The organism is Rhodococcus sp. NPDC060084 (assembly GCF_042730335.1).
Lineage (GTDB): Bacteria > Actinomycetota > Actinomycetes > Mycobacteriales > Mycobacteriaceae > Rhodococcus.
The window spans coordinates 45,713-66,150 of sequence record NZ_JBHWWX010000021.1; the positions used below are offsets into that span (position 1 = coordinate 45,713).

22 protein-coding genes are annotated in these 20,438 nt (G+C 66.9%); 9 read left to right on the forward strand and 13 right to left on the reverse strand.

Translation table 11 applies throughout. From position 1 onward, the window contains the following. Nucleotides 1-29: 29 nt before the first annotated feature. Nucleotides 30-1,217: an AAA family ATPase gene (locus ACFWBU_RS12965; RefSeq protein WP_169622925.1), complete on the reverse strand. Its 1,188-nt coding sequence runs from the start codon at nucleotides 1,215-1,217 to the stop codon at nucleotides 30-32. Nucleotides 1,218-1,343: 126 nt separating this feature from the next. On the opposite strand from ACFWBU_RS12965, the gene aztD reads away from it, so the two are divergent. Continuing rightward, nucleotides 1,344-2,573 carry a zinc metallochaperone AztD gene (gene aztD, locus ACFWBU_RS12970; RefSeq protein ID WP_378528443.1) on the forward strand — a complete coding sequence of 410 codons (1,230 nt, stop codon included), beginning with the start codon at nucleotides 1,344-1,346 and terminating at the stop codon, nucleotides 2,571-2,573. Nucleotides 2,574-2,783: 210 nt separating this feature from the next. Further along, entirely contained in the window at nucleotides 2,784-4,031 is a 1,248-nt protein-coding gene (locus ACFWBU_RS12975; RefSeq protein WP_296550373.1) for a glycosyltransferase 87 family protein, read from the forward strand. Here ACFWBU_RS12975 and ACFWBU_RS12980 read toward each other — a convergent pair. Both ACFWBU_RS12980 and ACFWBU_RS12985 read right to left on the reverse strand, forming a co-directional pair. Further along, nucleotides 4,001-4,330 carry a branched-chain amino acid transporter permease gene (locus tag ACFWBU_RS12980; protein ID WP_378528444.1) on the reverse strand — a complete coding sequence of 110 codons (330 nt, stop codon included), beginning with the start codon at nucleotides 4,328-4,330 and terminating at the stop codon, nucleotides 4,001-4,003. The genes ACFWBU_RS12975 and ACFWBU_RS12980 overlap by 31 nt on opposite strands. Further along, the gene (locus ACFWBU_RS12985) at nucleotides 4,323-5,015 is read right to left on the reverse strand and encodes an AzlC family ABC transporter permease (RefSeq protein ID WP_378528445.1); all 693 of its coding nucleotides are present in this window, start codon (nucleotides 5,013-5,015) and stop codon (nucleotides 4,323-4,325) included. Before ACFWBU_RS12985 ends, ACFWBU_RS12980 begins: the two co-directional genes overlap by 8 nt. A gap of 117 nt (nucleotides 5,016-5,132) precedes the next feature. Between ACFWBU_RS12985 and ACFWBU_RS12990 the strand changes: the two genes are divergently transcribed. Continuing rightward, nucleotides 5,133-5,873, forward strand: coding sequence for a M50 family metallopeptidase (locus tag ACFWBU_RS12990; RefSeq protein ID WP_169652850.1), 741 nt, complete (start codon nucleotides 5,133-5,135; stop codon nucleotides 5,871-5,873). Nucleotides 5,874-5,907: 34 nt separating this feature from the next. On the opposite strand, the gene ACFWBU_RS12995 is transcribed toward ACFWBU_RS12990, so the two are convergent. Continuing rightward, nucleotides 5,908-6,759 (reverse strand): DUF5995 family protein, encoded by an 852-nt coding sequence (locus ACFWBU_RS12995; RefSeq protein ID WP_378528446.1) that lies wholly within the window; start codon nucleotides 6,757-6,759, stop codon nucleotides 5,908-5,910. A gap of 150 nt (nucleotides 6,760-6,909) precedes the next feature. Then, nucleotides 6,910-7,710 carry an acyl-CoA thioesterase domain-containing protein gene (locus ACFWBU_RS13000; RefSeq protein WP_169622918.1) on the reverse strand — a complete coding sequence of 267 codons (801 nt, stop codon included), beginning with the start codon at nucleotides 7,708-7,710 and terminating at the stop codon, nucleotides 6,910-6,912. Between the two features lie 70 nt (nucleotides 7,711-7,780). Here ACFWBU_RS13000 and ACFWBU_RS13005 point away from each other — a divergent pair, with 70 nt between their 5' ends. Together ACFWBU_RS13005 and ACFWBU_RS13010 are read left to right on the forward strand one after the other, a co-directional pair. Next, on the forward strand, nucleotides 7,781-8,875 hold the full coding sequence (locus ACFWBU_RS13005; RefSeq protein WP_296550370.1) for a nucleoside hydrolase: 1,095 nt from the start codon (nucleotides 7,781-7,783) through the stop codon (nucleotides 8,873-8,875). A 38-nt stretch (nucleotides 8,876-8,913) separates the two neighbouring features. Beyond that, the gene (locus tag ACFWBU_RS13010) at nucleotides 8,914-9,309 is read left to right on the forward strand and encodes an Lsr2 family protein (protein ID WP_169652848.1); all 396 of its coding nucleotides are present in this window, start codon (nucleotides 8,914-8,916) and stop codon (nucleotides 9,307-9,309) included. Here the strand turns inward: ACFWBU_RS13010 and ACFWBU_RS13015 are convergent, their stop codons facing one another. Next, a complete protein-coding gene (locus ACFWBU_RS13015; protein WP_378528447.1) occupies nucleotides 9,310-10,719 on the reverse strand; it encodes an FUSC family protein in 1,410 nt (469 codons plus the stop codon). A 70-nt stretch (nucleotides 10,720-10,789) separates the two neighbouring features. On the opposite strand from ACFWBU_RS13015, the gene ACFWBU_RS13020 reads away from it, so the two are divergent. Continuing rightward, nucleotides 10,790-11,302: a MarR family winged helix-turn-helix transcriptional regulator gene (locus ACFWBU_RS13020; RefSeq protein WP_169652846.1), complete on the forward strand. Its 513-nt coding sequence runs from the start codon at nucleotides 10,790-10,792 to the stop codon at nucleotides 11,300-11,302. A gap of 49 nt (nucleotides 11,303-11,351) precedes the next feature. On the opposite strand, the gene ACFWBU_RS13025 is transcribed toward ACFWBU_RS13020, so the two are convergent. Next, entirely contained in the window at nucleotides 11,352-11,831 is a 480-nt protein-coding gene (locus ACFWBU_RS13025) for a hypothetical protein (protein WP_169652845.1), read from the reverse strand. 217 nt (nucleotides 11,832-12,048) lie between these two features. Here ACFWBU_RS13025 and ACFWBU_RS13030 point away from each other — a divergent pair, with 217 nt between their 5' ends. Then, entirely contained in the window at nucleotides 12,049-12,636 is a 588-nt protein-coding gene (locus ACFWBU_RS13030) for an HdeD family acid-resistance protein (RefSeq protein WP_378528448.1), read from the forward strand. An 86-nt stretch (nucleotides 12,637-12,722) separates the two neighbouring features. Next, on the forward strand, nucleotides 12,723-13,397 hold the full coding sequence (locus tag ACFWBU_RS13035; RefSeq protein ID WP_378528449.1) for an excalibur calcium-binding domain-containing protein: 675 nt from the start codon (nucleotides 12,723-12,725) through the stop codon (nucleotides 13,395-13,397). 45 nt (nucleotides 13,398-13,442) lie between these two features. Here the strand turns inward: ACFWBU_RS13035 and ACFWBU_RS13040 are convergent, their stop codons facing one another. The 5 genes from ACFWBU_RS13040 to ACFWBU_RS13060 form a co-directional block, all read right to left on the reverse strand. After that, the gene (locus tag ACFWBU_RS13040; RefSeq protein WP_169623007.1) at nucleotides 13,443-13,850 is read right to left on the reverse strand and encodes a PPOX class F420-dependent oxidoreductase; all 408 of its coding nucleotides are present in this window, start codon (nucleotides 13,848-13,850) and stop codon (nucleotides 13,443-13,445) included. Nucleotides 13,851-13,951: 101 nt separating this feature from the next. Beyond that, on the reverse strand, nucleotides 13,952-15,298 hold the full coding sequence (locus ACFWBU_RS13045; protein WP_378528450.1) for a phosphotransferase family protein: 1,347 nt from the start codon (nucleotides 15,296-15,298) through the stop codon (nucleotides 13,952-13,954). A 34-nt stretch (nucleotides 15,299-15,332) separates the two neighbouring features. After that, nucleotides 15,333-15,869, reverse strand: a complete 537-nt coding sequence (locus tag ACFWBU_RS13050; RefSeq protein WP_169652842.1) for a DinB family protein — start codon at nucleotides 15,867-15,869, stop codon at nucleotides 15,333-15,335. A gap of 107 nt (nucleotides 15,870-15,976) precedes the next feature. Next, a complete protein-coding gene (locus ACFWBU_RS13055; RefSeq protein WP_072700725.1) occupies nucleotides 15,977-16,159 on the reverse strand; it encodes a hypothetical protein in 183 nt (60 codons plus the stop codon). A gap of 66 nt (nucleotides 16,160-16,225) precedes the next feature. Then, nucleotides 16,226-16,705, reverse strand: a complete 480-nt coding sequence (locus ACFWBU_RS13060; RefSeq protein ID WP_169623010.1) for a TspO/MBR family protein — start codon at nucleotides 16,703-16,705, stop codon at nucleotides 16,226-16,228. Between the two features lie 192 nt (nucleotides 16,706-16,897). On the opposite strand from ACFWBU_RS13060, the gene ACFWBU_RS13065 reads away from it, so the two are divergent. Continuing rightward, nucleotides 16,898-17,887 carry an MBL fold metallo-hydrolase gene (locus ACFWBU_RS13065; RefSeq protein ID WP_169623011.1) on the forward strand — a complete coding sequence of 330 codons (990 nt, stop codon included), beginning with the start codon at nucleotides 16,898-16,900 and terminating at the stop codon, nucleotides 17,885-17,887. A gap of 19 nt (nucleotides 17,888-17,906) precedes the next feature. On the opposite strand, the gene ACFWBU_RS13070 is transcribed toward ACFWBU_RS13065, so the two are convergent. Further along, nucleotides 17,907-20,279, reverse strand: coding sequence for an FdhF/YdeP family oxidoreductase (locus ACFWBU_RS13070; protein ID WP_169623012.1), 2,373 nt, complete (start codon nucleotides 20,277-20,279; stop codon nucleotides 17,907-17,909). Nucleotides 20,280-20,438: the final 159 nt, after the last annotated feature.

The window sequence follows — 20,438 nt, forward strand, 5'->3', positions numbered from 1 at the left end:
CCGAGGAGGTGTCGCGGTCCGGGTCCGGCTCAGTCGGTTTGACTGCGGAGATACCGTCCGAAGTGCGGCACCGTGAAACCGATGAAACCTCTTTCGGCGGAATAGATCAGGCCTTTCTTGATCAATCCGTCGCGCGCGGGAGACAGTGAGGCCGGCTTGCGGCCGAGTTCGGCGGCGATCTTGGACGTTGCGATGGGTCCGTCGTCGCCCGACAGGTCCGCCATGGCTCGCATGTATTCACGCTCGGCCGGAGTGGCCCGCTCGTACCGCGAACCGAAAAACCCTACGGCCAGTTCTTCTTCCGCGGTGGGGGCCGCGACCCGTACGTCCGCTGCGGTGATCGGGCTGTCCGCGGCCAGATCCCAGGTGGCTTTCCCGTATGCCTGGACGAAATACGGATAACCGTCTGCCGTTTCGTACAACAGATCCAGTGCGTCCCTGGTGAATTCGACGTCTTCTCGCTGGGCGGGCGCAATGAGTGCGTGATCGGCGGCATCCCGGTCGAGGCGGCCGATCCGGTGGTAGGTGAACAATCGTTCGGAGTACGACTTGGACGCGGACAACACGGCCGGCAGGTGCGGCAGTCCGGCTCCCACGACGATCAGCGGAGCGGTGTCCTGACTCAATTCGTGGCACGCACCGCAGATCGCCGACACGTCGTCCGGACCGAGGTCTTGCATCTCGTCGATGAACAAGGCGATTCCCACCCCGACGTCCCGAGCGAGGCCGGCGGCGTCCACGAGCAGTTCGACCAGGTCGATCTCGATGTCACCGGAATCGGCGCGACCTTTCACCGCCGGTGCGTCGATTCCGGGCTGCCAGCGTTCGCGCATCCCTTTGTCCGCTGTGGCGCGCAAAGCGAAAGATTTGAGTACACCGAGGAAGTGGTCGACGGATTCGGGATCCGGATGTGCGGCCGCGATCTCACGCACCGCCATGTGCAGGGCAGACGACAGCGGGCGTCGCAAACCCTGGTCCGGGCGCGCCTCGATCTTGCCCGTACCCCAGCTCTTGGCTATGGCAGCGGAGCGCAGGTGATTGAGCAGAACGGTTTTCCCGACACCGCGCAGACCGGTGAGCACGACGCTGCGTTCGGGCCGGCCGCGGGAGATGCGCTCGAGAACGACGTCGAACGCCGCGAGTTGCTTCTCTCGGCCGGCGAGTTCGGGCGGGCGCTGCCCCGCGCCGGGGGCGTACGGGTTGCGGACCGGATCCATCGGTCGATGGTAACGAGCTGCGCAGCTGTTTCTGGGTTGCTCTAGCGCGTGTCGTAGAGAGCCGAATGCAGATGTACGCATAACCGACTTTGACATCCATTTTCATTACGGGATATTTCTGTACCCATGAAAACTCCCTCTCCGCGCGGAATCGCGCTCACGGTCGCGCTCTCCGCCGCACTGGCCGCCGGATGCTCGGCGCCTGCCCCCGCTCCTGCGCAGGAGCCCGGCAGCGGACCCGAGCAGGCCCCGGCCGAGGTCTCCGCCGCCGAACCGCGTCTCGCGCTCACCTACGACGGCGGGGTCCTGATCGTCGACGAAACGAACTTGACCGTGGTGGACGACGTCCCGCTCGGCGGATTCACCCGGCTCGCCCCCGCAGGCGACGGCCGCCACGTCATGATCTCCACGGAGGGCGGGTTCCGGGCGCTCGATACCGGCAGTTGGTCGGAGCGCCACGGCGACCACCGCCACCACTACTCCGGCCCTGCCGCGCTCACCGAGACGGTCTTCCCCGCCGGGAAACCGGGACACGTTGTCGCCCACGGGGGTACGACAGCACTGTTCGACGACGCCACCGGACGGGCCGAGTTGATCGATCCTTCCGGTCTCGCTGCTACAGAAGGCGTTACCGACTCCGAGTCCTACACCGCCCCACACGCACACCACGGGGTCGTGGTCGCACTCGCGGACGGATCGCTTCTCGTCACGCTCGGAGACAGTGATTCTCGCACGGGCATAGCACTTCTCGATTCGAGCAGGCGCAAGATTGCCCGCACCGAAGAATGCCCCGGCGTACACGGCGAAGCCGTAGCGGAGGGCGAGACCATCGCCTTCGGGTGCCAGGACGGCATGATGATCTACCGTAACGGCACTTTTACCAAAGCCACGAGCCCTGACGACTACGGCCGTATCGGCAACCAGGCCGGATCTCCGGCCTCCCCCGTCGTACTGGGCGACTACAAGACCGATCCGGATGCAGACCTCGAACGGCCCGAAACCGTTGCGCTCGTAGACACCCGTACCGCCGAGATCCGGCTGGTGGACCTGGGCACGAGTTACACCTTCCGCTCGCTCGGCCGCGGCCCCGACGGTGAAGCGGTCGTACTGGGCACCGACGGAGCCCTCCACGTGCTCGATCCGGAATCGGGGGAGACGATCCGCCGCATGGACGTCCTCGCACAGTGGACCGAACCCGAGGACTGGCAGACGCCGCGACCGGCGCTCTCGGTGAGCGGACGCACCGCGTTCGTCACCGATCCCGCGACCGACTCGCTCCACGCGGTGGACCTCTCCTCCGGCGACATTCGCACCGGTTCCCTTCCACACACGCCGAACGAGATCAGCGGGACGTGACCCACGTCCGGAGAATATTCGCCTATCTAGCGTTATTTCTAGAGCGCTGAATATTCTCCGGACGTCTCAGTCGTGAGAGAGATCACATTTAGAAGCCGGCGAACAGGGTATGCCAAAGCGGCTGCGGGACCATGCTTCTCGTCCCTCCACGGAAATTACAACGATTGTGTAACGTAGCCACATCTGTTTCCGACCCGGAGGTACCCGCCCGTGCTGTTGACCGAAGTCCGCTCCCGACCTGTGCAATCCGCGTTGATCGCGGTGGGTCTCGTGGTCTCGGTCCTGGCGGTGTGGGGCTATATGCGTGACGCGACCACCGAATACCTCATGGACCTCGACGTATTCCGCGACGCCGGCTGGGCTTTCCTCCACCACACACCGCTCTACACCGAGGGCTTCTTCAGTCATTCCGGGTTCCGGTTCATCTACCCACCGTTCGCGGCCTTCCTCTTCGCTCCGATGGCTCTGGTGAGCAGCGCCGTGCTGCAGGTGGTGTGGACGGCCGGACTCATCGCACTCGTGTGGTGGATGCTGCAGGTGATCTACCGTCGCCTGGACATCGGTCACGCCGGCCTGATCGCGTCGGCCACGCTCGGTGTCGTCCTCTTCCTCGAACCGTTCCGCTCGAACTTCGCGTTCGGCCAGATCAACATCGTGCTGATGGCGCTCGTCGTCGCCGACGTCCTCGGGGTCATCCCCAAGCGCTTCCGCGGTGTGGGTATCGCCCTGGCCGCCGCGATCAAGGTCACTCCGGCAGCATTCGGCCTGCTCCTGTTGCTGCGCCGGGATCTGCCGTCGGTAGCGCGCGCGTTCGGCGCGTTCATCGCGACCGTCGCGTTCGGCTACTGGCTGCGGCCCGAGTCGACCGTCTTCTTCTGGACCGAGGAATTCTTCGCGACCGATCGTGCGGGCGACCCCGGATTCTTCCGGAATCAGGCACTGACCGGGCTCATCGCGCGATTCGACTTGTCCGAGGGCCTCAGCAAAGCCCTGTGGCTGGCCGGCGCCGCGCTGATCGTGGCCGCCACCGCGTGGGCCGCCTACCGCTTCCTCCGCGCGGACGAACCCGTGGTGGCGCTCGCGCTCGTCGGCCTCGCGTCGCTGCTCGCCGCACCCATCGCGGTCACCCATCACTGGGTGTACGCGCTGTTCCTCGTGCCGCTTCTCGTCGCACCCCGGTATCGCTCCTGGTGGCCCGTCCTGCTCCCCGCCACCCTGGTCTTCCTCGCCGGGCCCAACCACCTGCTGCGCGACGCGGCGTCGCGAGGATGGGTGGAACAACTCCTTCTCGAAGTACTCGGCACGTCGCAGTGCCTCGCAGCCATCGCGGTGTTCGTCGCCGCGGTGATCGCGGCGCGCAGCCGCCGCCCGGCACTGGCCGAAGAATCCGGAGTGTCCGAAGACGTACCGGCGGCGCAGCAGGAGGCTCAGCCCCACACGGTGGACGCGACCAGATAGAGACCTGTCCCCACCACCGTGCTGAGAGCGGCGTTGCGGCGCCACACGTGCACCGCGACGGTTCCCGCCAGGCCGACGGTCGCGGGCAGCCACGTCGTCTGCCCGACGTCACGCAGTGTGTACATCACCAGGATCACCATGACCCCCGCGGGCATCGTGCGGCCGAGAAAGCCGACGAAGGCCGAGTCCCGCAAAGCGGACAACGCCACGAAAGGCGCCGCGCGCAGCGCCACAGTCACCGCGAACATCACGAACAACGCGGTGAATACGTATCCGGCACCCGGCAGCGAGTCAGGCACGAGTCGTCGCATTCCGGTAGACGAACCGGACGAACAACGCCGCGACGAACAGCGTCAGGCCGATCACCAGCATCTGCTCTTTCGCGACCAGCATCGCCACGAGACCGCACACCAGTGCGATCACGGGCGCGGGCACGTCCTGGTTCGCACGGAACGCATCGATCGCGAGCACCGCGAACAACGCGGTGAGGGCGAACTCGAGACCCTCCAGTCCGGCGGGCAGCACCGCTCCGATCAGCGCACCGACCGTGCCCGACGCGACCCACACGATCTGGCACACCACTTGCACGGTGAGGATCCGGGTGCCGGACAGGTCGTCGCGTGCCTTGGGCGCGACGATCGCGTACGACTCGTCGGTGAGCGCGTAGACGCCGTAGAGCCGTCCGATGCGACTGCGGATCCGGTGCAGCGGAAACGACAGTCCGTAGAAGACATGACGGAAATTGACCAGCAGCGTCGCGGCGGCGATCGACGCAAGGGGCGTCGCGGCGCCGATCAGACCGATCGCCAGGAACTCCATCGACCCCGCGTAGATCACGGTGGAGAACACCGGCGCCCACCACCACTCGAACCCGCCCTGCGTGAGCACCACGCCGAACGCGAGTCCGAGGGGGACGAGGCCGAGGCCGACGGCCCACGAATCGGCGATACCCGCACGGATCTGCGTGGTGCGAGGGTTGAGCATGGCTCCCAGGTTATCGACGGGCGCATTGCCCTCCGCGCGCACCGTACGATGACGCGTCCGTCCTCCCCGACAGTTCGACGGGGCCGCACTCGGCGGCCCGACACGGAAAGGTGACCGGTGGCGTCCACCCTCGATTCCTTCACGAATGCGGTGCAGTCCGCGTGGCAGGCCGTCTCCACAGTCGATGAGCCGGCTCCGACATGGCTGGTGGTCGGTACCGCGGTCATCGCCCTTGCGCTGGTGTGGGTGCGGCCGCTGTGGCTCAAGACCCGGCATGTCATCACGCAGGCACACGAGGGCTCCCACGCGCTCGTCGCCGCTCTCGTCGGGCGGAAACTCTCCGGGATCCGGCTGCACAGCGACACCTCCGGTGTGATGGTGTCCTCCGGAAACCCCCGCGGACCCGGAATGATCGCGACGACCTTCGCCGGGTACACCGGCCCCGCCGTCCTGGGCTTCGCGGCCGCGACGCTGCTGACCCTCGATCGTCCCGCCGCGGTGCTGTGGTCGATCCTCGCAGCGCTCGCGGTCCTGCTGCTGCTGATCCGCAACCTCTACGGGTTCATCTCGGTGGTTCTCGCCGGCGCCCTGGTCGGTGCGGCCGCCTACTTCGGTGATCCCGTGGTCCGCTACGCAGCCGCGTATCTGATCACCTGGATTCTGCTCCTCGGCGCGACGCGTCCGGTTCTGGAACTGGCACGCACCCACCGGCAGGGTCGCGGGCGCGGCTCGGACGCCGATCAGTTGCGGGGGCTCACCCGGATACCGGCCGGGATCTGGATCGCGATCTTCGCGCTCGTCACGGCGGGGACCGCCGTGTACGGGACGGTGCGGGTCGTGGTGACCCACCTCGGGTGACCGCCCCGCGGTCGCACTGCCGGCGCTCGGCCGGTCAGAAGATCCCGATGGCTTCCGCGGTGTCGAGAACGACCTCCGAGGCGTGCCACTCGGCCCACATCGCGGCCTCGCCCGCGCCCTCCGTGGCCGGGGACATCAGTGCCCGGCTGCTGGCCCATGCCACCGCGCGCACCGTCTGGAAGAAGATCCCGGAGGCACGCTCACTGCCGATGACGTCGCCCACGATCGACACCGAGAAGAGTTCGGTGAGATCGGTTCCGTAGTCGGCCTCGATCTCGCGGATGATGTTCGGCGTCGCCGTGCCGAGGACCTCGCCGTACCGGTTGAAGTCGTCCCACCGTTCAGCCGGGGTCTCGACCGCGGCGAGCGCGGCGGGCAGGTCGAGCAGCAGATGCGCGCTCATCCCGCTGGTGGCCACACGACCGCCGGAGTGCTCGCAGTCCGTCGCGGTCCGGTAGTAGAGCTCCCACGGCGCGGGCACCGGCTCGCCCGTCGCATGCGCGTGCACGCCTGCCAGGTAGCGCTGCACGAAGTCCACGGCGAGGTCCTCGGCCCACTGCGAATCGTCGTAGTCGCCGCGCTCGATCGAGGGGACGGTGGTGTCGAGGATCTCCTTGTAGACGACCGCGAATCCGCCGCGCGGGTCTCCCGCGTCACCCCACAGCTCGGCGATCTCGGTGACGTTGTCGCGAGCGTCCTGCAGGGTCCGGTTGTTCTCGGGTGCCGATATGTCCGCTATTTCCGCCATGACCCCGGCGTCCACGCGGGGCGCGCAGGCGGAAGCGGGGCGCGCCTGGGCAGTGGACGTGGCCGTACCGACGAGGAGACCTACGGCCATCGTGACAGCGGTGAACGCAGAGACCATGAAGCCAGCCGGTTTTTTCATGAGGATCAAGGCTAGCCCGGTCCACCTGTTTCGGACAAACGCGGCCATTCGTCCTCGGATCACCGATCCGAGGAACGCGCCCGGCCCGAACGGGCCCGGCAGGAATCCCGATCATGGGGACGGACGCCGAACCGGACGGAGCTGAGCGGGTCAGCCGAAGTCGACCTGCCGGTGCGCATTGGCCAGCGCGGTGACCACCCCGGTCCCGAACGGACCGAGCCTGTCGAACAGCACGGCCGTGCCCACCGCGACCCCGTCGGTGCCGATGTGATTGTCCGCCTCCACACCCACTTCGAGGCCTTCGGGGAGGCGCGACAACGCCAGCGTCACGTCGGCGTTGATGAATCCGACACCCTTGTCGCCCCAGTTGGTCACGAAACTCGTTCCCTCACCCACCATCGCGGTGTTGACGAAGGGCGACTGTTCTTCACCGACGATCACCGGGAGCTGCCTCGACCACAGGCGTTTGCGATCCGCATTCTGGTGTTCCGACCGCCCCCTCGACCACCGTCCGTCACTGCTGTACCAGGAGTAGGTGTCCGTGGCCGGAGGGGAATCGAGTACTTCCCGGGGTGGCTCCGGATGCTCGTCGCGGGTCCAGACCGATCCCGGAGGCTGCTCCGACCGCCGCAGGTACACGACCGTTGCCCGTGCGGACACCTTCCCGCCCTGGATCAGGCTTGCGTCGGCGACCCGAATCCGGTTCCCGTCCCGCACCCGGGTCGTGGTGAAGGTGATCGGCTCGTTGCGGACCGGTGCGAACAGATCGAGAGTGAAGCGCGCCGGCACGAATCCGTCCGGCGCGTGCGCATTCTCGAGTTCCCGGGCGATCAGCCCGCTCACACACGGCCCGTTGAGCATGGTGTCCGACCACGGACTGGCCGCATATTTCGTCGGCGTGTAGATACCGTCGGCTTCGGTGAAGAATCCACGTTCCGGGCGTTGGGGCATTTCCGGATTCTCGCAAGTGCAGGTGTGAGCCCGTTCACCGGGGACGCCCCCGGAGGTGGCACCGAAAGCGATGGGCGAAGATGAGCGCGTGCGCGCACACGAGGTAGATACGGCCCGGGCACCGATCCCACTGCTCGTCGATGTCGACACCGGCATCGACGACGCCCTCGCCCTGCTGTACCTGCTGGCGAGCCCGGAGGCGGAGATCGCCGCAGTCCTGTGCACCGCGGGAAATGTCCCGGTGCACCAGGTGGCGACGAATACCCTTGCGTGGCTGGAGGTGTGCGGCCGCCCGGATATCGAAGTCGCGGTGGGATCGGCGGTGCCCCTCGTCGCACCGTTGATGACGACCGAGGATACGCACGGCCCCCGCGGTGTCGGTTACGCGGAACTGCCTGCGCCGACGCGCGACCCCTCGGCACGCTCCGCTGCCGAGGCCTGGGTCGAACTCACGCGCGAGCGGCCCGGGGAACTGACCGGACTCGTCACCGGACCGCTGACGAACCTCGCTCTCGCTGTGCGTCTCGACCCCGGTGTTCTCACCCGGCTCCGCCGACTGGTCGTGATGGGAGGTTGCTTCAATCACCCGGGCAACACCACGCCGACTTCGGAGTGGAACGTCGCGGTCGATCCCGAGGCCGCGAAAGTCGTGTTCGATGCCTTCGCGGGACTCGCCCCCGAGCGGCGTCCGCTGCTCTGCCCGTTGGATACGACCGAGTCGATCGAGATGCATCCCGCGCACATCGCCCGGATCGCAGAGCTCGCGGGAAGTGTTCCCGGAGAAGACTTGTCGCCGGACGATCCCCGCGGCCGGCGATCACGGGCGTCCGTTCCTGTCGTACGCCACCTGTCCGATGCGTTGCGGTTCTACATGGAGTTCCATCGAGACCAGAACCTGGGATACCTCGCCCACGTGCACGATCCGTTCGCCGCGGCGGTGGCACTCGGCACCGTCCCCTTCGTGACACGACCCGCCACCGTCGATGTCGAACTCGACGGGCGGATCACTCGGGGCACGACGGTCGCCGACTGGTCGGGAATCTGGGGACGAGAACCCGATGCCGACATCGTGGTCGGTACGGAACCCGAATATTTCTTCACTCATCTCGTCGAGCGAGTCGCACTTTATGTGCGCGAGTTGTACGTACCCGGGAGTAACAACTAGCGTCGCGTTTGCAACATTTCGGGGACAAGGAGAATAGCGTGGCGCAGAAAGTGCGCGTCGAGTATTTCGACGACATCGACGGTCAACCCATCGCCGATGGTCTGGCGCAATCGTTTCGGATCTCCGTGGACGACGTGGAGTACGAAATCGACCTCCGTCCGGCCAACGCGGATAAGTTCTGGGCCGTTCTACGTCCGTGGCTGAAGAAGCCCCCCGGCGCACGCACACCGGCCGCGCGCGCCGATGTCACGGAACGGGTGATCAAGCCGTCCCGGCCACGGGCGGCCCGCAAGCGCAAGACCATTCCGTCCACCCGCTCCCCGGAACAACTGGCGGCGATCCGGCACTGGGCCCGCAACGAAGGTTTCGACGTCAGTTCGCGGGGCCGCATTCCGTCGCACATCCTCGAGCGGTTCGAGGCAGCGCACTCCTGATCAGGAAGTCAGGTGATGTCGATCGTCGCGGTGGATGGTCACCGCGGCGACGACTACACCCACCACCACGCCGATGAGGGTGTCCCCGACTCGGCTGAGCGCGATATCGGCACCGAGTGGTTCGCCGATTCCGGTGAGTAACAGTGCCATTGCGGTGACGAAGATACTTGCGACGGCGTAATTGCGGGTGACGAACAACTCGGTGATCGTCTGGAGCAGCACGATGACCGCGACGACCGGCCAATAACCGAGATCGAGTACCAGCACCGCCGCCGCGATGAGAGCCCCGACGACGTTGCCGAGCAGACGTTGAATCGCACGGGCGACGGTGTGCCGGTAATTGACGCCCTGCAGGGCGGCCATCGCGCCCATCGTCGCCCACAGCGGATGCTCCAACCCGACGGCCGCCGCGAAGCCTCCCGCGAGTGCCGAAGCTGCCAGGACGCGGCACGCGCCGATGAACAGCGCCCGGTCTCGCAGGAGCAGCGCTCCCTCACGGACGAAACCCCGGGGGCGCTCGAGGTCCGGCACGGCCGAGATGTCCTCGCGAGGAATATCGATGGTGGGGCGCGTCTTCCGCAGTTCCGCCTCGAATCGGACGAAGTCGGCGCGGCGTCCCGCGAAGGTATCGTGTGGCCCGCTGTCGATCACTGCTTCCGCGGCGACCACGAGTGCCAGTAGTTCGGCGGTGTGTGAATCCCTGCGGCTGCCGAGCGCGATCACTTCCCGCGCCCGCGCGGCCGCCACGCGGGCGGCGGACACGGCTGCTTCACCCTCGGTCTCGAGAGCAGCGGTCGCCGCGAGGGCACGCGCCACGGCGACGCGCGCCGGCCCGTGTGGATTCCAGAGCGCCGGGAGCAGCGCGACGATCCAGCCGACCAGTGCGCCCATCGCGGCCGCGGCGGTGGCGATCCGCACGTCGGAACCGGTGTGGGCGAAACCTGCCGCGCCGGCGGCGGCGAAGATCAGGATGACGGGTCCCGGGCCCGTCATCCTGAATGCGGACAGGAATAGATAGGCCAGTCCTGCCGCCACCGACAGCACCGCGATCTGGAGCCATATCGAGAGTCCGAGCGCGCCGAGCACCGCACCGGCGAACGTGTATGCGACGACACACGCTCCGATACACGCGAGCTTTCCCGCCATCCGCGGGTACGGCTCGTGGCGGAGGAAGGCACAGCACAGCGATCCGAGCGCCGCAAAACCTGCGACCTCGCTGTATCCGAGCAATCCACCACCGACGAGCGCGATGAGCGTCGCGAGACCGACGCGTATCGCGATCGCGACAGTCGGGTCTGCGCGGCGCATTTCGACCACGTCGTGCCAAGCGGACGGCGAGACGGAATGGGCCAGCGCGCGTACCGAGTGCTGCACGCGACTGTCACGCGTGTCGAAGGAGGAACGCTGCATTCCCCCCACGATAATACTTTGGGGATAAATTATCTACGAAGCGATTCGCTCCGGCCGTTAGAATGCGCATATGCCCTCGTCTTCCGACCGCCCCGACTACGTCGACCGCGTCCGTCGCGCATGGGAAGACCTCTACCCCGACCTCGATCTCCGACCCCTCGACGTGATCGGCCGCATCACCCGCATCGGTGCACTCGCCCTCACCCGACTCGAACGGGAACTCGAACCGCGCGGCATCGGACGCACCGAATTCGAGGTGCTCAGCGCACTTGCGCGAAGCCCCCATCCGCTGCGTGCCAGCGAAGTCACCTCGGTCACCGGCATTTCCGGTGCGTCCACCACCAAGCACACCGAGCGACTCGCGAAACTCGGACTCGTGGAACGGCTTCGCCTCGAGCGGGACGGACGCGTCGTGCTGTTGTCCCTCACCGATACCGGCCGTGCCCTGGTCGAGTCGGAACTACCGCGGCGGGTGCAGAGCGAGCGGCTCATGCTGGACGGGCTGAGTGAGGACGAACTCGAGGTACTGACGGGCCTGCTGCGGCGCATCGCACGCAACGTCGAAGATCAGACGTTCTCCTGATCGGCAGCCGCATCGCCGGCACGCCGTGATCCCATCCGGCGCTGCGAGATCAGGGCATCTCCATCGTTTCCGACCGTTCGATCTCCGCGATCGCCCGGCGCAGGCAGGGACCGGGGGCCGCCTTCCGCGCGGCGAGCAGATCGGTCAGTACCAACAGCCCGGCGGTGAGGTACTGCTCCGGCGCGATACGAGGATCCGTCGCCTCGACGTCCTGCACCCCCAGAGCGCCGGTGATCACCGCGACCACCGCGTCGGGCTGCATCGACGGAAGCCATCGCACACCGTCGCGTACGGCTCGCGTGAGAACGGTCTGCACGTCCTCACCCGTCAGGCCGTCGGGATGAAGTTCTTCGAACAACTCCCGCATCATCCCGGCATGGACCGCGGTGACCGTCTCGTACGGCAGCCCGACCAGATCGTCGAGTGCATCGCCGAAGACCTCGCTCGCTCCGGCGCGCGCAGCAACGAGAGCCGCATCGGTCGCGGACGCGATCCGCTGGGTCGTCTTCGGCCAATGATCGGGCCACACAGTACTTCGCCTCGCTTTCGGTCGCAGGTCCGCCGGGGGTCGGGGCGGCGAATCCTGCCGCATCAGTTTTCACGATGCCACCGACCCTTCTGCGAACGGGCCGCACCCCCCCCCCCCCGCGATGCAGCGGTGCCGTTTTCGGGTCACGGCCACTGCCGCGGGCCTATTCTGAGCACACCAAGATCACGACTTCGAGGTGTCATCACGAGGAGTTCCCATGTCCGCGAACCCTGTTTCTCCCTCCGACCCGTTCAGGTCGCTGTTCAAGCAAATCTGGTGGGTAGTCCTCATCCGCGGCGTTCTCGCCGTGCTCTTCGGCATCGTCGCGCTCGCGTGGCCGAACATCACGGTGTGGGCACTGGTCATCGTCTTCGCGATCTACGCGATCGTCGACGGGGTGGTGCTCGGTGCCCACGCGGTACGCGACCGCGCGTCGCTCGCCGGGTGGGGGTGGTGGCTCGCGATGGCTGTCGTGTCGGTTGTCGCCGGCATCGTGGCTCTCGTCTGGCCCGGGATCACCGCGCTCGCCCTGCTGTACGTGGTCGCCTTCTACGCCATCCTGTACGGCATCACCGGCATCGTCGGCGGCCTTCGATTCCGGAAGGTCCCGGAATCCGGGTGGGTCTGGTCGGTGATCGCCGGGGTCCTCGCGGTGGTGTTCGGCCTGATCCTTCTCATCTTCCCCGGAGAAGGCATCCTCAGCCTGATCTTCCTCGTCGGCATCTACGCGATCCTGTTCGGCGCGCTGCTGATCGTGATGGCGTTCCAGGTGCGCAACTCCGCGAAGCGGATCGGCGTCATCTGACGGGCGGCGCTCCTGCTTGCGGTGTAACAAACCGACCGGTATCCCCGACGTTCTGACGGAACACACTTCCTCAGAACGGATCGACTATGAATCCTCCTGCCGGCTGGCATCCCGACCCCTTCGACCCGTCCGTCGACCGCTATTGGGACGGTGAACGGTGGACGGAGCAAACCAGGCCGAAAGGTAGCGATACTCCCACCCAGGTCTTCGGTTCTGTCGATCCAGGGGGCAACCCGCCGGCCGAGGAAAGGAAGCGCCGGAAGTGGCCGTGGGTGGTCGGCGCAGGGTTCGTGGGGCTGTTGGCCCTCGGAGCAGCCGTAGGCGAGGAACAACCGGCGCCTGATTCCACCTCGGTCGTGTCTACGACGACCAGTTCGGCAGCTCAGACCACAACGACGGCGCGACCCACCACGACGACAACGCTCCGGACGACTACCCCGGCGCCCACCACGACCTCGGAGGCTCCCGCTCCGGTGCCGTTGGTCCCTCAGGTGGAAACGACAACCAGCGCGACAACGGACTACACGCCACCGGCTGCCCCGGCGTACACCCCGCCCCCGGCAACGCAATACACGCCTCCGCCCACCGCGGAGTACACACCTCCGCCCACGACGGAGTACACGCCTCCGCCGCAACCGAGTGCGTCGTACAAGAACTGCGGCGAGGTAAAGGCAGCAGGTGCCGCTCCCATCCGTAGAGGCGAACCCGGGTATGCAGCCCACCTGGACAGGGACGGGGACGGCATCGCCTGCGAAAAGTAGCCTCCTCGCGGTGCAGGCGGCATCCGCCGACCCGATAGCGACCGGTCAGGCGTTCGCGAGTCGTCCCCACGCGTGCCAATGATCGATCTCGATCCACGCGCTCACCCGCCGCCTGTCGCGCTGGTGGTAGGGGCGGCCGGTGTAGTGCGTCGAGATGCGGTCGATATCGGCCAGATCCGGATCGTCGACGAATTCCACCACCCGGCCCTGGATGCTGACGTGGGTGATCCAGTCCTGGGGATCCATCGCGGACAGGCTCACACGCGGGTCGTGGCGCAGGTATTCGAGCCGCTTTCGTCCCTCGTCCATGTTCACGAGAATGCGACCGTTCTCGTACATGTACCAGGTGGGCACCGACACCGGTTGCCCGTCGGCCCGCAGCGTGCTGATGGTGGCGTAATTGGGCTGGGCAAGGAACTCGGCAACGGCGGCAGGAACCGGAGGCTTCGGCACAATCGAGCCTTTCTCGAGGTGAGGATCGGTACCGGACAAGCCTATGCCCGAGCACGCGGGTCGTCCGCCGGAAGTGCACCGAGAAGACAGTGCGCCGACGCTCAATACCGCGGGTTGGCGACCCTCAGCCGCGTTTCTGCCAGATCTCGGATGACGCAGCCGACCGGTGTGTCTCCGAGAGTGACGTCACCTGCGCGCAGGCCGAGTGCGAGTTCCGATTCCGTGCGATAACCCAGGGCCGCGAGCCGCGCGCGAAGTTCTTCTCGCGCCGCGTATCCCACCTCAGACTCGCGCGCGGCCATACCGAGAACATGCGCGGCGACCCGAGAGCGATAGACGGTCCGCGGGTCGGCCCCTGCTGACGCGTCGACGACGAAATCCTGAACCGCCCGCAGCAACTCGCCGATGCGGGGAGTGCCGAACAACTCGTCTGCCCGGTCGTCACCGGCCTGTGCGACATCACCGGTCGCGCTCACCGGCACACCGAGCAGGTCCAGCAGGTCGTGTTCGCATTCCGCGACGCGACGGCCGATGGCCAGCAGTTCGAGGGTGTTGTCGCCGTCCTCGCCCGCACGCATCGCCTGCACCCGGCAGATGACCGCCCACCGCAGCGACCCGAAGACCTCCCACCAGCGCACCGCATCCGGATCCGGTGTCACACCGCATTCCTCGGCGTAACCGCGAAACAGGTCGTCGCGCGACCCGAACCCTCCGACGGGGTGCGGCGACCCGAATCGCCATGTCTTCGTGCACAGCCAGCCGAGATCTTCCATCGGGTCGCCCACGTGCGCCAGCTCCCAGTCCAGCACCCCCCGGATGCCGTCCTCGTCGACGAGGATATTTCCGTTACGAAAGTCGCCGTGCACGACCGACTTCCGTGTGGCCGTTGGCCGGTTGTCTCTCAGCCAGGAGAACGCCGCCTCCAGAGCGGGCAACGGATCTCCGGTCCGCGTGTACTCGCCGAACAGAAACTCCATCGGGTCGTAGTCCGGAAGGCCCGGCACCGCCACCGGGTCCATCCGGTGCAGTCGGGCGAGCGCGCGCCCGAGGTCGTACGGTAGGCGCGGTCGCACGGAACCGAACCGCTCGTCGCGCAGCAGACGCTGGGGCAGCGCCTCGCCGGGCAGTCGTGACATCACCAGGTACGATCCGATACCCGGCAACGGCTCGGTGCCACTGCTGTCCAGGATCTCCGGTACTGGGACTCCCGCTCTGCCCGCTTCCACGAAAGCCGCTGCTTCCATGGACATTCGGGTGGGATCTTCTCGGCCCGGCGGGTCGCGGCGCAGGATCAGTTCGGGTGGCACCGCGGGATCGGACTTCGTCGTCAGCGACCAGGTCTCGCGGCTGGCCCCGCCGGTGAGCCGTTCGACGCCGGTGAACACGCACGACGCGCCCAGGACCGTCGACAGTCGCTCCGCCAGTGCGTCCTCGAACGTCTCGCTCATCCCGTACCGAACCGTCGTCCTGCGGGCGGGGCGATCAGTCGAATTCCATGCCCGCCGCCTCGCCGCGCTGTCGCGTCGTGTTGGCGCCGTCGAGTGATTCACGAATGATGTCGGCGTGTCCGCTGTGGTGGGCGGTCTCGCGAATGATGTGGATGAGGATCTTGCGGGCACTCATCCATTCCCGTGTAGGCGTCCACGGAGCAATGGGAAGCGGCACCTGTCGGTTCAGGTCGAGTGTCGCGACGTACTCCTCCGTCGCATCCGCGATCGCGCGGTAGTTCTCGAGCAGGTCGGCGAGGGACTCGTCGTCGCGCATGAAGTACTGCTCCATCTGCGCATCCATGTCCGTGACCTCGGCGTTTTCGTCCATCTCACGAATCGTCTCGATCCAGGACCGCTCGGTGTTCGCGACGTGCTTGACGAGGCCACCCAGCGTCAGCTCGCTCGCGGTCGAGCGCGTGCGGGCCTGCTCGTCGTCGATTCCGCGGACGGTGATGAGAAACATCTCGCGCTGCTCGGCCAGCATCTCGAGGATGTCCGCGTGTTCACCGGTGACTGTGCTCTGGTTCATGACCACTCCTCGTTTCCGGATTCCGTCGATGCTGTCACGGTAGAAACGATTGCGGTCGGCTTCGGTCCTAGATCTGCGCCTCGTGCCGGATTCGGTACACAAGGTGGTCAGGCGGCGAAGCCGACCGCACCGATCACCGGAATGATCGTCATGAACACGATCGCGATCACGAACAACGTGATCGTGACCTTCCTGTCCCAGCGCGACCGTGCTCCCGTCGCCGCAAGAAGAAAGAAGACGAAGCCGATGCAGATGGAGCCGATCCCGATGATCACCGATGTTTCGAGCATGGTTCCATCATCGCCCACGCGGGCGGTGGCCTCACGCAGGCCCGTCCGCCGAGCGCGTGAGCGCGATCAGCGATTGAGCTGCGTGATCCGGCCGGAGAGCACGGTCGCGAAACTCGTCCAGCCGGCGTAGGGAGCGAGCGCCGCCCCGGCCACCGGGTTCGCCGCCGCCGTCCGGCGCGTGAGGTCGACCGTACTCGCGGCCAGAGCAGCGGCCACGAGCGTCGCGGGAACGAGCCGGTGCCACGCGAAGAACACCCACGACCAGGACGCATTGAGCACCAGGTTGACGCCGAGCGCAGTGACGTACTTGCGCCGGCCGTCGTGATCCCCGCGTTCGGTCAGCGAGTCGATCGCGACCGCCGAGGTGGCCGCGATATCCGCGTAGAGCGCCGTCCACACCACGGGGAATGCCGCAGCCGGAGGCTGGATGCCGGGCTTGCGCAGCCTGCGGTACCACTTGGAATCCGTTTCGCGGGAAGCGATGGAACCGACGACCGCGGTCACAGTGGTCGCTGCGGCGGTGGCGAGGACGGTAGTGAGCTTCATGCGGGGTGACTCCTGTCGAGTGCATTCCTCTGTGTCGGTCGGACTTCTGTGTCGGTCGGACTTCTGTGTCGGTCGGGGGCCGGCTCGCGGCTCCGACCGGCTACCCGGGCTCTCGCGCCTCGAAACGCTCCCGGCACCCCGGCGAGTAACCTGACCCCGCGAGCACGCAGGGGACGGCGACGGGGGCGGATGATGAGCGGACTCACACAGATCGGCGACGGGGTATGGGCTTTCGTGCGTCCGTCGGGAGGTTGGGGCGAGGCCAACACCGGGCTGATCGTCGCTCCGGGTACGGCGTCGATGGTTGTGGACACCGTCTGGGACACGGCGTGGGCGAAGCGCGTGGCGGAGGTGCAGCAACCTCTCGTGGCGCACGCTCCGATCACCGAGGCCGTCAATACCCACAGCGACGGTGACCACTGGTGGGGCAACGACACCCTGCCGTCGTCCACGCGGATCACGACGAGCCGTGCCGCCCTGGCCGGCATGCACGAGGATCTTCCACCAGCGGCGCTCGGTGCGCTGGCGGGGATCGGCGGGGTGCTCGGCGCACTGCCGGGGCCGGTCGGCGCCGCAGGTGCGTATGTTGCCCGCGTGCGCGGCGGCGCTCGCTTTCCCCGTCGCACCCCACGCCTGCCCGACCGCACCTTCGACACGCGGGACATCATCGACATCGGCGACCGCCGAATAGAACTCGAACGGCTCGGGCCGTGTCACACCGCCGGCGATCTCGTCGCCCATGTTCCCGACGCCGGTGTCGTGTTCGCAGGCGACCTGCTCTTCATCGGTTCGACGCCGATCCTGTGGCACGGGCCGATGGAGAACTGGTTCTCCGCACTCGAGCGACTGATCTCGTGGGACGCCGCAACCTACGTTCCGGGCCACGGGCCACTGTGCGGCCACGCCGAGATCCGGGCGCTGCGCGATTACTGGGCGTGGGTGAACGACGCGGGTCGTGACCGGCACAGGGCCGGCCTCTCACCTCTGCAGGCGGCACGAGAACTCGTGCGCAGCCCGGAATTCCGGCAGTGGCGCGAGTGGGAGTCGCCGGAACGCCTCGTACTGAGCCTGAGCACGCTCTTCGATCAGTGGAACGGGAATCCCCCCGGCCCCCCGGCGATCCGCCGCCGCGCCCGCGCATTCGCGGACGCGGAGACGCTCCTCCGCGAGGGGATTCTCTGAACCACCACGTGCAGCAGCGTTACGACAGATGCTCCGGCTGGGGGCGCGTCTTGTGCGACCAGTCGGATCCCACTTCCTGAGTGCTGCACACGTCGGGGCACTCGCTGCTGCGGGTGCCCGTGGGCGCAATCGAAATCACGACCGATTTGTAGGTCGGGCAATTGCTTTCGAGAGCAGTGGAATCGAGAGGGACCAACGGGTTGGTCTCCGGGTAGTAGGCCGCCGCAGACCCGCGCGGCACGTCGTACTCGACGACGCGGAACCGATGGGCGCAGCGCACCCGCTCGTCACCGTCCCACCGGGTGAAAAGGTCGACGATGTCGCCCGGGTCGAGCCCCGCCGCGGCGATGTCCTCACGATGCATGAACACCACACGACGACCGCCCTCGATACCGCGATAGCGGTCGCTCAGCCCGTAGATGGTGGTGTTGAACTGGTCGTGACTGCGCAGCGTCTGCAAGAGGAGATGCCCCGGGGGCACCTGGACGACCTCGATCGGGGACACCGCGAATTCTGCTTTCCCCGTCTCGGTTTGGAAAGTCCGTGTATCTCGCGGCGGGTGCGGGAGGATGAATCCGCCGGGCCGCCGGACATTGACCTCGTACCCCTCGCATCCGGGTACCACCCTCGCGATCCGCGAGCGGATGTTCGCGTAGTCGTCGCGCATCGCCTTCCAGTCGATGCCGTAACGGTCCCCGATCGTCGCCTCGGCGATGCTCGTGATGATCGAGACCTCCGACCGGAGATGCTCACTGGCCGGTTCGAGCGGACCACGGGAGGCGTGCACCGAGCATTCCGTGTCTTCGACGGAGACGAACTGGTGACCGGATGCCTGCACGTCCTTCTCGGTTCGTCCGAGCGTCGGCAGGATGAGCGCTGTATCTCCGCACACCAGATGAGACCGGTTGAGCTTGGTGGAGATGTGGACGGTCATGTCGATTCCGGACATGGCTTCGGACGTGACCACCGTGTCGGGGGCGGATTGCACGAAGTTGCCTCCGAGGCCGAGGAAGAACTTCGCCTTGCCGTCCCGCATCGCGCGGATGGAATCGACTGTGTCGAAGCCGTATTCGCGCGGCGGGTCGAAACCGAACTCCTTCTCGAGCGCGTCGAGGAAGTGCTGCGGCGGGCGCTCCCAGATGCCCATGGTGCGGTCGCCCTGCACGTTGGAATGGCCGCGCACCGGCATGAGGCCGGCACCCCGTCGGCCGATGTTCCCCTGTGCGAACGCGACATTGCAGATTTCTTTGATGGTCGCCACGGCGTTGCGATGCTGCGTCACACCCATCGCCCAGCAGAACACCGTGGCCTTCGACCGCCGCAGCATCTGGGCCGCCTCGGTGATCAGTTGCCGCGACAGCCCGGTCGCCGAGATCACCTCGTCCCAGTCGACGTTCTGGACATGCCGCTTCCAGTCCTCGAAACCGTCGGTGTACTCCCGCACGAAATCGTGATCGATCGCATCCCACTCGACGAGCAACGACGCGATCCCCTGCATCAACGCGAGGTCGCCGTTCACCGCGATGGGCAGGTGCAGGTCGGCGAGGTCCGTGCCGTGCCCGACGACACCGCGCGGGGTCTGCGGATTACGGAAGTTGACCAGGCCCGCCTCGCGGAGCGGATTGATCGCGAGGATCTTTGCTCCGTTGCGCTTGGCATCTTCGAGTGCGGTGAGCATGCGCGGATGATTGGTGCCGGGATTCTGGCCCTGGAGAATAATCAGCTCGGCGTTGTAGACGTCGTCGAGCGTGACGCTGGCCTTGCCGATACCGATCGACTCCTGCAACGCGATGCTGGTGGACTCGTGGCACATGTTGGAGCAATCGGGCAGGTTGTTGGTGCCGAATGCACGGGCGAACAACTGGTACACGAACGCCGCCTCGTTCGAGGCCCGGCCGGAGGTGTAGAAGAGGGCTTCGTCGGGGCTGTCGAGTGAACGCAGCTGCTCGCCGATGAGCGCGTAGGCGTCGTCCCAGTCGATCGGTGTGTAATGGGTGGCACCGGGGCGTTTGACCATCGGGTGCGTGATGCGTCCCTGCTTGCCCAGCCAGAGCTCACTGTGCTGGGAGAGATCGGCGATGCTGTGCCGCGCGAAGAACTCGGGAGTGACCCGGTCGCGGGTGGCCTCCTCGGCAACCGCCTTGGCACCGTTCTCGCAGAACTCCGCGGTCTTCCGGTGCCCCGGCTCCGGGTCGGGCCACGCGCAGCTCATGCAGTCGAATCCCTCCTCCTGATTGAGCTGGAGAAGGGTCTCGGCCGAGCGCACTATGCCCATTTCCCGCAACGAGCGTTTCAACGCGACCGCAACGCCGGTGACGCCGGCGGCACTGTTCTTGTGGTCTCCGACGCGCAAGTCCTGCTCGTCGTACTCGCGTCGTTGATCGTCCCGCATCAGATCACTCCTCACAGCGCAGCGTTTTGTGCTCTGTCCAGTGTGACAGAACCCATAGAACCGGGAGGCCGAAGAGCCGCGGGGGGGGGGGGGGGGCGGCGGCCGGGGCCCCCCCCCCCCCCCCCCCCCCCCCCCCCGGCGGCGGGCCCCCCCCCACGC